The 16,934-nt window shown below is 35.7% G+C and carries 11 protein-coding genes; all 11 read right to left on the bottom strand.

Translation table 11 applies throughout. The features are described 5' to 3' along the window. Positions 1–675: 675 nt before the first annotated feature. Positions 676–1,998 (bottom strand): UDP-glucose dehydrogenase family protein, encoded by a 1,323-nt coding sequence (locus HVS_RS06155; protein ID WP_101300244.1) that lies wholly within the window; start codon positions 1,996–1,998, stop codon positions 676–678. A gap of 10 nt (positions 1,999–2,008) precedes the next feature. Beyond that, positions 2,009–2,992: a GDP-mannose 4,6-dehydratase gene (locus HVS_RS06150; RefSeq protein ID WP_101300242.1), complete on the bottom strand. Its 984-nt coding sequence runs from the start codon at positions 2,990–2,992 to the stop codon at positions 2,009–2,011. A 134-nt stretch (positions 2,993–3,126) separates the two neighbouring features. Next, positions 3,127–4,230, bottom strand: coding sequence for a non-hydrolyzing UDP-N-acetylglucosamine 2-epimerase (gene wecB, locus HVS_RS06145; protein ID WP_101300240.1), 1,104 nt, complete (start codon positions 4,228–4,230; stop codon positions 3,127–3,129). Between the two features lie 147 nt (positions 4,231–4,377). Further along, entirely contained in the window at positions 4,378–6,354 is a 1,977-nt protein-coding gene (locus HVS_RS06140; protein WP_101300237.1) for an InlB B-repeat-containing protein, read from the bottom strand. Between the two features lie 112 nt (positions 6,355–6,466). Then, positions 6,467–8,365, bottom strand: coding sequence for a polysaccharide biosynthesis protein (locus HVS_RS06135; RefSeq protein ID WP_101300235.1), 1,899 nt, complete (start codon positions 8,363–8,365; stop codon positions 6,467–6,469). Between the two features lie 303 nt (positions 8,366–8,668). Further along, positions 8,669–10,096, bottom strand: a complete 1,428-nt coding sequence (locus HVS_RS06130; protein ID WP_242971699.1) for a tyrosine-protein kinase domain-containing protein — start codon at positions 10,094–10,096, stop codon at positions 8,669–8,671. Between the two features lie 20 nt (positions 10,097–10,116). Continuing rightward, entirely contained in the window at positions 10,117–10,749 is a 633-nt protein-coding gene (locus HVS_RS06125; RefSeq protein WP_159063407.1) for a hypothetical protein, read from the bottom strand. 54 nt (positions 10,750–10,803) lie between these two features. After that, on the bottom strand, positions 10,804–11,592 hold the full coding sequence (locus tag HVS_RS06120) for a tyrosine-protein phosphatase (RefSeq protein ID WP_101300229.1): 789 nt from the start codon (positions 11,590–11,592) through the stop codon (positions 10,804–10,806). 204 nt (positions 11,593–11,796) lie between these two features. Continuing rightward, positions 11,797–14,076, bottom strand: a complete 2,280-nt coding sequence (locus HVS_RS06115; RefSeq protein WP_242971698.1) for an S-layer homology domain-containing protein — start codon at positions 14,074–14,076, stop codon at positions 11,797–11,799. 237 nt (positions 14,077–14,313) lie between these two features. Next, positions 14,314–14,658 (bottom strand): histidine triad nucleotide-binding protein, encoded by a 345-nt coding sequence (locus tag HVS_RS06110; protein WP_101300227.1) that lies wholly within the window; start codon positions 14,656–14,658, stop codon positions 14,314–14,316. Between the two features lie 734 nt (positions 14,659–15,392). Beyond that, positions 15,393–16,832 (bottom strand): ISLre2 family transposase, encoded by a 1,440-nt coding sequence (locus HVS_RS06105; protein WP_235827484.1) that lies wholly within the window; start codon positions 16,830–16,832, stop codon positions 15,393–15,395. Positions 16,833–16,934: the final 102 nt, after the last annotated feature.

The raw sequence follows: 16,934 nt of genomic DNA, 5'->3' as shown, positions 1-16,934 counted from the left end.
TTTAGAGATAAATTTAATTGAATTAACGACGAAAGCTACCATTACTGGTAGCTCACTTTCAAAAAAAAATACGAGTCATAGACCCTTTCAAAATAATCATTTATTTATGCTAATAATATAATAACATATTTTGTTCTCTTTTGCAATAAAAATTTAAAAGTTTATTTATCTTACTTTTATCTCACTCCTGCAATATTAATTGCATTACTAATTTGATTTAAAACCGTATTTATAGTAAGTGTATTATTAATTGTAAAAACAGAATCTTCAGAATTCAATTTTTGATAAAATTTATTTACATATGCTTGTCTACTTGGTATTAGTGTTTGGTACTGATAATCAGTAATTGTATTCGGTAAAAATGTTTGAGGAACTATTATATCATTCTCATTTTGAATTAAATCATTCTTTTTTTCAAGCCATTTAAAATATTTTATTGTTTTTGTAATATCTTCTGGATCTGTAAAATCAGTTTTTTCTATAAAGTCAATATTTTTTTTTGAACTTTAAAAAACTGCTCATATACATCACACATAAATATAATTCCTCCTCCCCTATAGTCTATCATAAAATAATACAAATTTCTACATAATTTTTAAAAAGTTATCCACATTAATGCATACTTGTCAAAACCACGTTGCCGCTTGACATAATTTGTATAATTATATATCTGAATCATTGTCCCACCCCGCTATACTTAAATCCATAACTCTCCATAGCGGATCTTTCATATATATTCCTAAAATCAAAAAAGTACGGCTCTTTTAGTAATTCTTTAACCTTTTTAATATCAAGACGTTTAAACCGGTCCCATTCAGTTAAGATAACCACTCCGTCACTTTTATCTATAGCCTCATATTCATCTTTACAATATTTTATTTTATCATTAATATCTGAAAGCCTCCACTTGGCTTCCTCCATTGAGGCGGGGTCATAAGCCTTAACCCTTGCACCTTTTTTAATAATATATTTTAATATTGTAATTGACGGTGCCTCCCTCATATCATTTGTATTTGGCTTAAAGGCAAGCCCCAGTATTGCCATCTCTTTCCCCTCCAAATCCCCCATAACCTTTTCTATCTTTTGTGCCATAAGCTTTTTTTGATTTTCATTTGCCCTGACAGTCTGTTCAATTAATGTTACCGGAAAACCATATTGTTTACCCATATTGACAAGAGCTATAGTATCCTTTGGAAAACAACTGCCTCCATAACCCGGACCCGGCTTTAAAAACTCAGGACTAATCCTTCTGTCTTTCCCCATTCCTTCTGCCACATCCTGTACATTTGCCCCTAACTTCTCGCAAAGATTTGCTATTTCATTTATATAAGTTATCTTCATTGCCAAAAAAGCGTTGGAAGCATATTTTATCATTTCTGCAGTTTCATTATTAGTCAGCATAAAAGGAATGTCATTTTGATACAGTACGTTATATACCTGTTTCATAATTTCCACAGCCTTTTGTGAGTCTGAACCAATAACCACCCTGTCAGGGCGGCAAAAGTCATGTACGGCGGTACCCTCTCTCAAAAACTCAGGATTTGAAACCACGTCAACCGGGAAATTAACGCCCCTTTGCTTTAGCTTTTCCTCAATAAGTTCCCTCACCTTTTTAGCCGTTCCGACAGGTACTGTACTTTTATTTACAATCACCTTGTATTCATTCATATTTTTTCCAATGTCCTTTGCAACCTGCTCCACATATTTTAAATCTGCACTGCCGTCATCCTGTGGAGGTGTACCTACTGCTATAAAAATAACCCGGCATTCTTCCACTGCCCTTTTAATATCTGTTGTAAAGGTAAGCCTTTTATAATAAGTATTTCTTTCAACTATAGGAGAAAGTCCCGGCTCAAAAATTGGAATAATCCCGTTTTTAAGATCTTCAATTTTTTTATAATCATTATCCACACATATAACATTCATTCCAAAATCTGAAAGACCGGCTCCTGTTACAAGTCCCACATATCCGGTTCCCACAACGGCTATCTTATACATGTTTCAACCCTCACAAACAAATTTTTATGTACCACTCAATGAATCTGTTAATTCCTGTCTCAATGTCTGTGGAAGGGTTGTAGCCAAGAATTTCCCTTGCTTTTTTTATGTCTGCACAGGTTCTTTTAACATCCCCTGACTGCGCAGGCAGTTTTTTAATTACTGCCTTTTTGCCGATTGACCTCTCAAGCAGCTCAACCATTGTTTTTAAACTAACTGTATGGGATTTTCCAAGATTAAAAATTTCAAACCTGCCATTTTCTTTATTAATCCACTCAATGGTTCTTATAATTCCGTCTATAATATCATCAATATATGTATAATCCCTCTCGGACAATCCGTCTCCATAGAAAGGAATTTCCTCACCGTCAAATATTAGTTTTGTAAACTTATGTATAGCAAGATCAGGCCTTTGTCCCGGCCCGTACACGGTAAAAAATCTTAACGCTGCCACATCAATATTAAATAATTGGTGATAAGTATAACAAAAAAGCTCCCCTGCTCTTTTAGAAGCTGCATAAGGAGAAATTGGACAGCCGGCGCTGTCTTCTTCTGAAAAAGGAACTTTATCATTGTTTCCGTAAACTGAAGAGGAAGATGCAAACACAAATTTATTCACTTTATATTTTTTGCACATTTCTAAAAGATTTACCGTTCCTTTAACATTTACATCCGTATAAGTCAAAGGATCGGTTATAGACGGCCGCACCCCTGCCATGGCGGCTAAATGAACGACAATGTCTGTTTTTTCTTCACTAAATATCTGATTTATTTTAAAAATATCTCTTATATCACATTTAATAACCTTAAACGCGTCCTGTATAATATTTTTACAATACATAAAATTCTTTATATCAATAATATTATTTTCTTTTATTTTGGGACTGTACAAATTATCAAAATTATCAACTACAACTACATTGCATTTTCTTTTAAGAAGTTCTTTACATAAATGAGACCCTATACCCGCTCCGCCGGTAACCAATATATTCATCATGTCACCCCTTCCCATATAGCATATATATGAGAAAAGTTTTATTAGGGTGAATAAATATCGCTGCACAAAAAAAGCGATACACACCCGGCTGTATCCTGCTGACTGTACATCGCTCTTTTTACAAATAAACCTTATTCTTTATAGCAACCGCACAATATATCAGCAATCCTCCTGCTTGCAAATCCATCACCATATGGATTGCTTGCCTTGCTCATTTTTTCATATTCCTCTTTATCCTCAAGAAGCAGTTTAAAGGTATTATATATAACTTCTTCATCAGTTCCTACAAGTTTTAAAGTTCCTGCCGCAATTCCTTCAGGCCGTTCTGTGGTATCCCTCATTACCAGAACAGGCTTGCCAAGGCTTGGAGCTTCCTCTTGTATTCCCCCGCTGTCTGTTAAAATTAAATATGACCTTGCAAGGAAATTGTGAAAATCTAAAACATCCAAAGGTTCTATAATTCTTATTCTGTCTGTATTTCCAAATATCTCACCGGCTGCTTCCCTCACCAAAGGGTTCATATGAATTGGATAAATGGCTTTAATGTCGGGCTTTTCATCAATGATTCTCTTAATTGCCCTGAACATATTTCTCATCGGCTCTCCAAGATTCTCTCTTCTGTGAGCCGTTATCATAATAAGCCTGCTGTCAGATGCCCATTCTAAATGTTCATGGGTGTATTCTTTCCTTACGGTGGTTTTAAGTGCATCTATAGCTGTGTTTCCTGTAACAAAAATAGTTTCTGGATTCTTTCCTTCTTTTATAAGGTTGTTTTTTGAAACTTCCGTGGGGGCAAAATTATAATTGGATATAATGCCGACAGCCTGGCGGTTGAATTCCTCAGGATACGGTGAGTAAATATTATATGTCCTGAGTCCCGCTTCAACATGCCCTACCTGTATCTGCAGATAAAAACACGCCAATGCAGTTACAAAAGTTGTTGATGTATCGCCATGCACCAATACAACATCCGGCCTGACCTCTTCTAAAACAGCCTTCATCCTTTCTAAAATATTTACAGCAACGTCAAATAACGTCTGTTTTTCTTTCATTATGGATAAATCATAATCCGGTACCACATCAAAAGCCTCAAGCACTTGATCCAGCATTTCCCTGTGCTGACCCGTTACACAAACAACAGTTTCCAGCTCATCTCTGGATTTTAATTCTTTTACAAGGGGACACATTTTAATAGCTTCCGGCCTTGTTCCAAAGACTACCATAATTTTTTTCATTAAAATACATTTCCTCCTTAAAACTATATCTATATTTTTTTACTAATCTCATAAAACATATTATATCAAAAACAACACCGAATACAAAAAAGAAGGCTGTATAAAAGTACTTTTCGGAAACACCTGCAAGTGTTACTGAGGTTTTTTTTAATTCACCCCGTTAAATAAAACCCCTTCCCTGGCATAATTTAATAAAATTTCAGCCTCATGCTTCAGTTCTTCTTCTGCCCACCGGCTTTTTAAAACAGTATTGTAACCATGGATTGCAGAACTGAAACTGCCCCTCATGTAGCTTTTTTTGCTCCAATCCAAAATGATTTTTGCACTTTCATTTACTCCGTTTATTAATTTAGAGTTTTGCGGGTAAATCAACAGCCCTTCTTCATATATACTCAATGCCTTATACGGACTGTCCGCTGATTTTGCATGCTCAATAACGTTATTCGGATTTTCCGTGTAATTTAATAATGTTATTGCCCTAAGTTTTATGTCTTCATCAACCCATTTACTGTTTGCAACTCTTCTATATCCTGATTTGGCAGAATAAATATCCCCTCTTTTTATGCTGCCCTCACACCATGACAGAATGATTTTTGCACTTTCATTTGCTCCGTTTATTAATATGGAGTTTTGCGGGTATATTAACAAACCTTCTTCATATATACTCAATGCCTTATACGGACTGTTCGCTGATTTTGCATGTTCAGCAATAGAATCTGCCGTATCAATTAATTTATTTTCCTTTGCTAAGTCAAATAAAGCTTTTGCCCTTTCTGCCAGCAAGCTGTCCGCCCATTTACAGTTAATCACTCTGTTATAACTTGACATTGCCGTGGAAAAATTCCCTCTCTGATGGCTGGACATTGCCCATGACAGTATCGTATTTAAGCTTTTGTTAATTCCTTCATAAAATCTGATATCTGACGGATAAAATTCAATTCCCTCTTCATAAACTGCCAATGCCTTATACGGGCTTTCCTCAGACTCAGCTCTTTCAATAAATACATCCGCACCGGGTGCAGCTTCCCATTTAGCATATAAAACAATGTTCTGATCCTCTACAGTTATGGCATCCCATGCATTATAATCCTTTCCGCTCCCGTCTGCTTTTGTATTCCAACAGGAAAAAACATGTCCGTTTTTTTTCAGGGAACCGCTGTTATTTACCACTGCAACATCCCCGCTGAAATAACAGTTTAAGTCTACCGGTGCCTTGCCTAAGTCAGCTCCGTTTTCATCATATATTAATGAATATGTTTCTAATTTATTATTCTCAGAAAAATCCGGCATTTGTGCCTTCCATGCATATACATTCCCAAATTTTGAATATGCTGCATAAATATAAACATTTCCGTTTTCCTCACGAAGAAAGGCATTGAAAAAACCTTTATAATCCGGACTCCACTCAGCTTCCCTGAATATTTCATGCCAGCTTTGCCCGCCGTCACCTGTGGCAAACAATCTGGTATGACCTTCTGTTTTGGTATCATGGTTGCGGAAGGGCATTACCCCCAAAACCTGTCCGTTTACTTCAAGGGTATCACCTTTAGTGGCATATGTACCAATCAAATTATCGTTTGCCTTCCCAAAAGTTATTTTATACTCAATATCTTCCCACCTGATTTCAGGTTTTTCAACGTTTTCAGGTCTTTTCCACCAGGATATGCCTTCCGGCAATTCATCACTTCCAAAAGCAATGCCGTCCGGAAAGGGCAAAATGGATGTAGGGTGTATCGGCGCCATGTTTACTTTGTCATAAACCCTTTCATCAAACACATCATGCCACGTCTTTCCAAAATCATAAGAATAATGAATCTGCCTGTTTACTCCGTCTCCAACAGAAATAAGAATCATGTTTGAATAGGGATCAAATGCTACATCATGTATGTGATAATAACCAGGGTCAAGCATCTTTGAAATTGGCTTGTCAAAAATCTTCTCCCACGTTTCACCATGATCCTTTGAAAGGTAGACCTCTCTGGGCGGATTATCGGCATTATGTTTTCCATAACTGGCCAATAAAATATAGTTTTTATATTTATCATGCCCCCATGTGTTTTGAGTATAGCCGGCTTTAAAGGTAAAAGCTTCTTTTAGTTCTGTTCTTTCTTCATCTGAAACCAAAACCTGTCCTTTATTGGTACAAACTATAATCCTGCCTGTATCTGAAATATTATTATACTAAAAGAAATATCCGTTTTCAATGGCTCACAGTTTTGTTTTCTAAATAGCTATGCTATCCAACCTTTTTTGACTTTTGGGTATCCGCCTTTTTATATTCAGGTACAATACACCGCATTATTTTTTCAATATCATCAGGTCTTTCATGTGCAATAGCTTCTTTTAACCAGTTCAATTTATTATACAATTCATCGCTGTCTATTGAAATCGGCTTTCCAATAAAAATCTTTTCATGCCTTGTCTGAGAAATTCCTTCTTCTGCAAGCAGCAATTCCTCATAAAGCTTTTCTCCCGGACGCAGGCCTGTATAATGTATCTTTATGTCTTTATCAGGTTCAAAACCGGAAAGCCTTATAAGATCTCTTGCCAAATCCACAATTTTAACAGGCTCTCCCATGTCAAGTATAAATATTTCTCCTCCCTTTGCCATGGAGCCGGCTTGTATAACCAATTGAACTGCTTCAGGTATTGTCATAAAATAACGTATTATCTCAGGATGAGTCACCGTTACAGGACCGCCTTCAGCTATTTGCTTTTTAAACTGTGGAATAACGCTTCCGTTGCTTCCTAATACATTTCCAAAACGGACAGCCACAAATTCTGTCTTGCTTCTTCTGTCAAGAGACTGTATAATCATTTCTGCCGTCCTCTTGGTTGCACCCATTATATTAGTTGGATTTACCGCCTTGTCTGTAGATATCAGTACAAAGCGTTTGGTACCGTATTTGTCAGCACACTCAGCCACGTTCAATGTACCAAAAACGTTATTTTTAATGGCCTCAGTCGGATTTGCTTCCATTAATGGCACATGCTTGTGTGCTGCGGCATGGAATACAACCCCCGGCTTGTACTTTTTGAAAACACTCTCCATTCTTTTTCTGTCTCTTATTGAAGCAATTACAACTTCAAGATTTAAATTTTTGTGATTTCTAATTAGCTCCTGTTGTATTTCATAAGCGTTATTCTCATAAATGTCAAGTATAATAAGCTGTTTGGGACTAAAACGTGCTATCTGGCGGCAAAGCTCTGTTCCTATTGAACCACCGCCACCGGTTACCAGCACTACTTCAGAGCTTAAATAATTGCATATCTCCGCTAAATTTACCTTTACGGGATCCCTCCCTAGTAAATCTTCAATATTCACATCCCTGATTTTCTTTATATCTACTTGTCCATTTATTAATTCAAATACTCCGGGTATGGTCTTTAATTTGCACTTTGTTTCTTTACAAATATTCACCAGTTCCCGTATTTCACTTTTGCTGGCTGAAGGGATGGCAATTATTATTTCATCAATTCTTTTTGCTTTTACAACCCAGTGTATATCTTCCCTTGTTCCTAAAACCGGAACACCGTGGATTTTTGCACGGTTCTTTTGAGGATTGTCATCAATAACAGCTACAGGATACTTCAAAAGCTGTGGGTTGTCGAAAAGCTCTTGAATCACTAATGAACCTGCTTCTCCCCCACCTACAATCATGACCCTTTTCCGCTCAGACAAAAGTCCGTTAAAGTACACATTTTTTATGCGTCTCAGGGCACGATAAGAAAATCTCATCCCACCTACAAGTATTACGAGTAATATTGGCATTAAGATGTAATAACTTCTTGGAAAATCGATGTTGAGAATATGTTCGTATAGGACAAATAGTATTCCGCCCCCAACTACTGATGCGAATATTACATTATTCATCTCTTCTATACTTGCATAACGCCAAACGCTTTTATACAAGTTAAAGAGACGGAATACTGCTATTAGGACAAGTGTTGTGATTATGTACGTTTTTTGAATGCTGGCAAGATATATTTCAGGTATTCTAAAGTCGGTTCTTAAAAACACTGCGCCCAAAGATGCAAGATTTATAAGTACAATATCAAGTAATAGTAAAAGCCATCTTCTGTAGGTTAAATTGAGATTAAAGCCCTTAATAAGTCTTCCGACTACAGCATACATTCCTAAATCCCCCAATGCATATCATTTTTATATTTTTAAATATTTTTTTATAGAGTTATTACTCATGCATTCTGTACTCTAAAGAAAATCCCCTAGAAAACTATGTCGTTTAATTTCTAAAACTAGTTATATGCCGTTCTCCATTTTTATTAGATATACCCCCAATTTAGTCCTATCTAACTCTATTATCTTTTATCTATATCTCTATAAATTTTTTAATATTCTTCCATAAAATTACCATAACACTTTATCATGAGAAAATCAATAATATCATAAAATGCTGATATATGGCATTGTGTGAATTTAATCATATTGATAGCTGTAACTGTAACCGTAGTAGGATGTCTTTCTAAAATCAATTTTAGTAAGAACAGCTCCAATCATATTTGCGTTTACACCTTCAAGGGCTTTACATGCCCGCTTCGCCATATCAATCCTGGTGCCTGCGCATGCCAGAACCAATATAGTCCCGTCAGCTAATCCTGCCAAAATTGCTGCGTCTGTAACTTGTCCCACCGGAGGTGTATCAAATATAACTATATCATACTCACCTTTAACTTTTTCAACGAAACTCTGCATCTTGTTAGAACTCAGCATTTCATATGGATTAGGTGGTACAGGGCCGCTTGTTATTATATCCAGGTTTGAAATTTCCGTCTTTTCTATTGCCTTAGCTTTAATATCCTCTTTCGTGTCAGTAAGGATGCTTGTCAGTCCTATATTGTTTTTAACTCCAAAGTAATGGTGCACTTTAGGCTTTCTAAGGTCAGCATCCACAATAAGAACCCTCTTGCCCGACTTAGCTAATATAACTGCTAAGTTTGCAGCAGTTACAGATTTTCCATCTCCCATGGACGGGCTTGTTACCACCATTGTCTTTACTTCTTTATCAATATTTATATAGTGAAGGTTTGTCCTAAGTTCTCTAAAGGCTTCTGTAGCTGCAGCCTTCGGATCGTTTTTAGTAATAAGGTTTTTAAGGTACTCTTTTTCCAATTCTCTCCTGTTCTTGGCTTTGCTCTTTCCTCTTTTACCGCCTTTAAACTTAGGAATAGTTCCCACCACATTAAGACTTAGATATCTTTCTACCTCATCCGGCTTCTTAAATGTGTGGTCAACAAACTCCAGAACTAGAATAAGCCCTACACCAAGTACAATCCCCAACAATCCTGCAACTGCAACATTCATCTTCTTGTTAGGTTTAACCGGTGAATTCGGCATATTTGCTTCGTCTACCACCATCACATTTTTAACTTCTATAATATCTGCCGCCAGTTCTTGAATTTCATTTGACAGCTCATTTACCACATCCCTTGCAAGGGTTGGGTTGCTGTCTTCATAACTAATCTTAAATATCCTGGAGTCTTTAACTGTCCTTACATCTACATTACTAAGAAGTTTTGACGGACTTACATTGAGTTTTTCACCAACTCTTTCTGCAACAGTCCTCGATTTTAAAAGTTCCCTGTAGTCAGCGATAAGCTGGTTGTTTAGTTGTATATCCCCTATACTTAGTCCTCCTACATTGCCGCTTTCTTTTCCTAAAAACAATGTAGCCTCTGATCTGTAAATGGGTGTTAAATAGTAACTTGTGATTAGAAAAGTTGAAACAGTAACAAATATAAAACATGCAGCAACTACGTACCATTTCCTCAGAAGTAAGAAGAAAATCTCTCTTACGTCTATTTCCTCGAAATTATTTCTCTCCATAAATGCTTGACCCCTTTTCACTAATACTAATTAAATACTAATTAAATTTCTATTTCCGCCATTAAATAGGAATACTTGTAAAATAACTCTCTTCCTCTTAGATAATCACTGCCAAGTGTCGCTTTAAGGTATTCTTTGACTTCTTCTACTTCTTCATCTGTATAGCCATCTTCCATTATGCCTTGCAGATAAGCAATGTCTACCTTTGAATAAAGCCTTCTTAAGTCCTCTAAATCGTCATCGCTAATGTGGTGTCCGTATTCCCTGATCATCTCTTCAACCCATGATTCTGATAAAATTTTGTTTTCTGCATCTGAATCATTATTACCTTCTTCATCTGCCCCGTTGTTATCTCCACCTGGAGCATTTGTTTGTTTGTCCGTTGGTGCAGGGTCATTTTCTGAGCTGTTTTCTGAGTTGTTTACAGATGTGTCCTCTGGAGCGTCAGTATCAAGGTCAGCTGAATTTTGCACACTTCCAGGTCCGCCTGGGATGTCATCTGGCTCACCTGATTCTATAATATCCACCTCTCCTTCTGAATTGTTTACATCTGGACTCCCCGAAGCACCATTATTAATCAGGATAGGTAAAATGATTCCTATGAAAACGGCTAGCAATATGGCTAATATAATTATAATTGCTTTTTTCATATAAAAACCCCTTTTTAAAATCATATAAACTGCCAACTAACTTGAAAACAGCTGAAATTCTAGCCAATCTTCAGTAATTTATGTGTTGTATCTTATGTTTTTAAATATCTCTAGCAAAAAGAAACTTTTCTTTGGTTTTGTAAGATATTCCACATCTTTATCTTCCAGTACCATCAATGGATTTGTGTACATAAGTTTTTGAGTATTTTCCATACCACAGAATTTAACTAATTTTGCCTCTAAATCATCCTTGTCCTTTAAGAATCTGTGCTGTCCGTGAGAATCAGAAGCAACAATGTGCGCCATTTCCTCATTTATGAGAGCAAAAGCTTCTTTTTGAACCCTTTTACCGTGATATCCAAGTATGCTGCCGGAATTAATCTGAATTAGAGCTCCATTATTAACAAGATCCTGTAAGACGTTGGTTTTTCTGTATTCTGTGGTGTACCTCTCTGGGTGAGCAATTATAGGTACATATCCTTCAACTAGTAGAGAAAAAACTAAATTTGAAGCTTGTTTAAGAACAATGTCCATAGGAAATTCAATAAGTACATATTTAGTATTATTAAGCGTGAGGATTTCCCCGTTCTCTATTCCATCGGCTATTTCATGGTCTGCAAACACCTCCATACCTGAATAAATATTTAAATCAATGTTCTTTTCTTTAAGAACACCTTTTAAATTATCCATTTTAGACTTTATTGTCTCAGGTGTAGGTGCATAACCGCCACCTATCATATAGTGGGGTGTTGCAATAATACTGCTTATTCCTGCCTCTTTAAGCTTGCCGCACAATTCAACAGACTCATCCAAGGATTGAGGCCCGTCATCAAGTCCATCTAGAATATGACAATGTATGTCTATCATTTTTCTCATCCTTCTTTTGTTTGTTATTGTACTTTATGCTGATATTGTTGTTTTATTTAAATACCATTTAATTCTTGCTGCAAAGTAAATTATATCACTATATCGTTGAAGTCTCAAGAGATTTTTTCAAATTTAACAAATCAGACAACTGGAATAAGTTTCCCCAGTTGTCTGATTTACATAAGTCATTAACTATTTATTTTATTATTCCTCACTGCTGTCTTCTTCACCGCTGTCACTTTCCTCCTGGCTGCCTTCATCCCCGCTGTCATCTTTATCAGCATCATCTTTTACATCTTCCCCATTGTCATCAGAAGGAATTAAGCCTCTATCCAACATGGTATTGTATAGCACTACAAAAGCTTCTGCCCTTGTAACATTTCTCTTAGGCTTAAATGTGTTGTCCGGATATCCTTTTACAATGTTCAGTTCTACTGATTTTGTTATGTAGTCCATAGCCCACTTGCCTATTTCATCTCTATCTATAAATGCAGGCTGCTCAAGACCATTTTCTGCTGCTATGTCAAATGCTTTCAGAATTAGGACAACCATTTCTTCCCTGGAAAGTTCTCTTGATGCCCTGAATGTGTTGTCTTCATATCCTACTATAATATTATTTTCTACTGCTGTTTGGATAAAGCCCGCTGCCCACTCAGGGATTTGTGCACTGTCTTCAAATTTAAGGTCTACCTTTTCTGCCGGCTTCAATCCTGCAGCATGAACAACAATTACTGCCATTTCAGCTCTTGTTATACTTGCATCAGGTCTGATTGTTCCATCAGGATAACCGTTAACTATACCCATTTTTGCAAGTTTTAATATTATTTCCCTAGCCCAGTGGCCATCTATGTCAGTAAAGTTAATTTCATCGTCCGGTCCGCCAGGAACTTCTGTTTCAACTGGCTCTTCAATATCTTCGTCAGGTGTTGGTGTAGGTGTAGGTGTTGGCGTTGGTGTGCTAATAATTCTTCCACCACCTGAAGGAGGTTTGCTTGAAGTTGGTTTTGGTGATGTTGTTGGTGTTTGTGTTGGGTCTTCAGGTTCGTCTGTTGGTTCAGGTGTTTCTGGTGGCTCTGGTGATTCCGTTGGTTCAGGTGTTTCTGGTGGCTCTGGTGATTCCGTTGGTTCAGGTGTTTCTGGTGGCTCTGGTGATTCCGTTGGTTCAGGTGTTTCTGGTGGCTCTGGTGATTCCGTTGGTTCAGGTGTTTCTGGTGGCTCTGGTGATTCCGTTGGTTCAGGCGTTTCTGTTGGATCCGGTGTTTCCGTTGGTTCAGGTGACTCTGTTGGTTCAGGTGTTTCTGTTGGCTCTGGTGATTCCGTTGGTTCAGGTGTTTCTGTTGGCTCTGGTGATTCCGTTGGTTCAGGTGTTTCTGTTGGCTCTGGTGATTCCGTTGGTTCAGGTGTTTCTGTTGGCTCTGGTGATTCCGTTGGTTCAGGTGTTTCTGGTGGTTTTGGTAATGATCCGCTGTATCTTCTCGTACCAAGCCGATATTGCACTTCTGCTTTAAAGTAATATATCTGCATATCATCATGACGGTTTATGAAGTTAGTCATATAATCAAAGAACTTGTCTATGTCTGTTACTCCTCTTCTCTTAAATACATCAAGGAATCCTAGTAACTTGCTTAATTGATCCTTCTTTGATGAAGGAAAGTTTACGTATATTTGTACTTTGTACGGATCTTCAGCATGGTCGCGCACAGATGGTGATAGTGATAGATTAGCAAGTACATCAAGCAAGCAGAATACCAGTTTTATTCCAAAGTCATCATGAGGGTCTCCTGTTATCTCCGCATTAAAATCAGCAGCTATTTTTTCAAAACCTGTTGTGTCAAGATCAAACTCAACTGCCCCGACTTGTTTTAGGAAGTAAACAATATCTTCCCTGCGTGATATTGAGTAGTCTACAATTTTATTAAGAGCTTTTTCTATTTCCTCTCTGGTCATGTTATTGAGCTTCTCACTGAGAATTATAGCGTACTCCAGGTAATTTTCCTTTGTTAGTTCTTTTATTTGCTTTTCAAAATCATCAATAAATTCAGAAAACGCTTCTCCTTTTTCTTCCAGTGAAAGACCGATTATTTCTAGTATAAGGCGTTCAAGTGGGTCTTTTACTCTGTTTTTTATAAAATTCTTCAAGTCTTCAATTGTCAAGTCGTATGAAGGGTCTGTAAGCAGGACTTCTCTTAAAAATCTAGCCAAATCGTCATCCGCTATTATTTTTATTACCAGTTCACCTTTTTCGCGCAATGACATGTTTTTCACTTCGTTTCTAAATCTGTCCAGATCTTCTTGTGTTAATTCATTAAGCAAGTCTTCTCTTTCGCTTTTTGAAAGTCCCATGCTTTCATTAATTAGTTCTTCCAGGGTATAGTCCTGATATTTAGCAAATACAGCACCCCCAGCCATAATTCCTATAATTAGTGTAAATACAGTGATACAAGAAAGTATGCTTTGAAACGTTTTCCTAAGGTTTTTTTTCATTATTGCCCCCCCTAATTTTTAATCCTTATTATTTTTAAACTACAAAAACTCAGTTGGGAAATGAATTTTTGTATTTTAATTACTATTTTTAATTGCGTTAACATTACACTAATAGCACAATATAATTTTCATATTTTTTAAGTCAGGTGATATACATAAATGATAAACAAGACTTAATAAAATAATATCATAATTTACATTATATTGCAATACGGTTGCCAAAATTAAATAATTATTTTATATTATTTTTTCCCCCATTTCCATACCGCCTAGAAGGTGGTAATGCAAATGAAAAACCGTCTGACCGGCATCTTTACCAACGTTTGTGATAAGCCTGTAACCTTTCTGAGAAATACCCAATTCATCTGCAACTTTGTTTGCTGCCAAATGAATATCTACAAGTATTTCACCATTATTTTCATTTATATCTTTTACATTTTCAATATGTTCTTTGGGAATGATTAACACATGAACTGGAGCTGCTGGATTGATATCTTTTATAGCTATTACTTTTTCATTTTCAAGATAAATTGTGGAAGGTATTTCTTTTCTAATAATTTTACAAAAAACACACTCGCCCATTTTAAGATTCCCCTTTTTTCCCTCTTTATTTATAAGGTATTTTTCTAATAATCCTGGCTAATTGAGTAATTTCAGTCTTTCCACCATATAAAGTATTTGTAAAATTAATTTAAAGGAAGTTTATTACATAAAAACTCCCTTTTTAAATTAGCAATCTTAGGTATAAAGTTCCGTTAAATAAATTATATAAAAGTATTAATTGGATGTCAAGAACTAAACAACCGCTGATAGCGTCAATTTATTGTAGGAAAAAGAAAAGTAGATGGCATCCCATTTTTTATTTGTGCAACTATTTCAAATAACGGTCTCTTAGTAACGAAAGTGTTTTACATCATTTTGAGCCTTATTTTCTTTTATAATTCCTCTAACTTATTGTCTATTATTCCATATAACTCTTTCTTTCTATAAAGAATTCATTTTACTCAATACTTGTGACAAATTAGTACGTTTTGTTATCTATGTTCCTTCACATTTTAACGCTACTTTTAAAAGAAAAAAGTATTTCTATTGTACCATTTTCCATTTTGTCAAGGCTAAAACAAGCGGGCAAAGCCCGGCCTTGACAAGTAGTAGGGCTTCGCGGGTCATGGTACTAAAGTTTTGCTTTTTTCTTTTCTTTTTCTTTTTTTATGTTTTTTCTTTTTCTTTGTCTTTTTTCCAGATATGTATAATTCCTATTGGATAGGCTTACTTGTAAACTTTCCCGTAATTTTTGCTTTATTATTACCTCATCCCTATCCGCATATACCTATAATACGCCTTAATTCTTTATATAAACCAGTTTTACACCCCTTATGAATAACAGTTAAATTACTATTCCATACACTCTCATACCTGTTTGATGACTTCTTTAATTCCTTAATTAATTTTTCCTGAATTTCTTGCCTACTAGATGCTAACTTTTTTTGTTTTTGTGCCATAACTATGTCATATACCTTACCGCCATTCTTCTTGTATATTATTAGCTTTGACATCTTTTCTACACCTTTTCTCGACCAGCCTTTAGGTCTTGAACTTAAACGGGATGAAAATACATGACTCACATGACCTTCAGCACTACAACCCACTATTCCTCTGTTTGACCTTATTTCTATACCATCCCAATTATTTAAAATATATCGCTTTGCATTTTTTATAGCCTTTATTTTATTTTCATTATCGCCTGTCTTTTCAATTATCTTTTTAAAAACCTTTGTTAGCATTTTTTTATCAGATAAATTCAAAGCCTCCTGTAAATCTTGGCTTATTGCTTCATCATTTAAATGTGTGGTCGCAACTCTTACGTATTTTTGAAGATGGTATCTATCAAGTACAAATTTACTTTTTGAAAGACAGTTAACTCCTTGCCTTATCCATGACGCCCCATCTCCTGATATATACACCGTCTCTAAAAAATCAACGTCATATTGTTTATATATGTATTCCGATACTTCAAGCCACAAATCTTCTGAATTCTTATACACTCCCCCAAAATATCGAACATTCTTTAATACTTTTCTCTTCTTATTACTTTTTTCAAAGTCAATTCCCTCATGCACATATACAAGTTTTGGCATAATTGTATTTCTCTTGCCCTTCTCATTCTGTCTCAATATACTTTTTTGTTGTAATGCTACATGGTCCTCATCGGCCTCAACATACAATATTTTTACTTCTCTCTTTTTATCTACTTTTATTTCAGGCTCAACTATTTCAATATTATGTATTTTATTCATCACTGCTTGTTTGCTGATTTCATCAATATATGTCGCCTTTTCTCCTGCCTTTCTGTAGCTGCTGTCAGCTGCTTCATCTATTGCATTAATTACAACATCGGCACTTACTCTGTCATGTGGTTCTACACCTACAATCCTGTCGACTAGGTGTTGTCTATTACCATTTTCCTTATGCTTAAAATATGTCCTGTTATAACTTAGTGTTCCAAATGTCGTTAAAATAGCTGTTTTATCTTTTCTTATAATTTCCCAATACTGTTTCCTTATTTCACAGTTACGGAAATATTCATCCATATCTTCAAGCACTTCTTTAAGTATATCGCGTCCAAGTTTAAATAAATCTTCTTTTAGACCAAGAACAAGATCAGCTAAGTCTTTTCCTTCTTCAATAAAATTTTTTATCTTTTTTTCAATTCTTTTTACCCCAAATTCATTAAAATGTTGTATACTATTATACATAGAAGATGTCATCCTTTCTATTTATTATTTTTGCTTAATTAATATCTTAACAGGATGTCATCTTCTTTTCAATTATATATGGTATTTTATGTCTCATTCCCT

It is taken from the genome of Acetivibrio saccincola, assembly GCF_002844395.1.
GTDB lineage: Bacteria > Bacillota > Clostridia > Acetivibrionales > Acetivibrionaceae > Herbivorax > Herbivorax saccincola.
The sequence above is the reverse complement of the archived record's forward strand: the minus strand, read 5'-3'. Positions and strand labels throughout refer to the sequence as shown.

What these genes read in the sequence shown, in the direction of transcription:
- HVS_RS06155 (WP_101300244.1), bottom strand. Translation starts at nt 1,998, where the DNA reads ATGTATAAGATAGCCGTTGTGGGAACCGGATATGTGGGACTTGTAACA.
- wecB (WP_101300240.1), bottom strand. Translation starts at nt 4,230, where the DNA reads ATGAAAAAAATTATGGTAGTCTTTGGAACAAGGCCGGAAGCTATTAAA.
- HVS_RS06110 (WP_101300227.1), bottom strand. Translation starts at nt 14,658, where the DNA reads ATGGGCGAGTGTGTTTTTTGTAAAATTATTAGAAAAGAAATACCTTCC.
- HVS_RS06150 (WP_101300242.1), bottom strand. Translation starts at nt 2,992, where the DNA reads ATGAATATATTGGTTACCGGCGGAGCGGGTATAGGGTCTCATTTATGT.
- HVS_RS06120 (WP_101300229.1), bottom strand. Translation starts at nt 11,592, where the DNA reads ATGATAGACATACATTGTCATATTCTAGATGGACTTGATGACGGGCCT.
- HVS_RS06105 (WP_235827484.1), bottom strand. Translation starts at nt 16,832, where the DNA reads ATGTATAATAGTATACAACATTTTAATGAATTTGGGGTAAAAAGAATT.
- HVS_RS06125 (WP_159063407.1), bottom strand. Translation starts at nt 10,749, where the DNA reads ATGATTTTAAAAAGGGGTTTTTATATGAAAAAAGCAATTATAATTATA.
- HVS_RS06135 (WP_101300235.1), bottom strand. Translation starts at nt 8,365, where the DNA reads ATGTATGCTGTAGTCGGAAGACTTATTAAGGGCTTTAATCTCAATTTA.
- HVS_RS06115 (WP_242971698.1), bottom strand. Translation starts at nt 14,076, where the DNA reads ATGAAAAAAAACCTTAGGAAAACGTTTCAAAGCATACTTTCTTGTATC.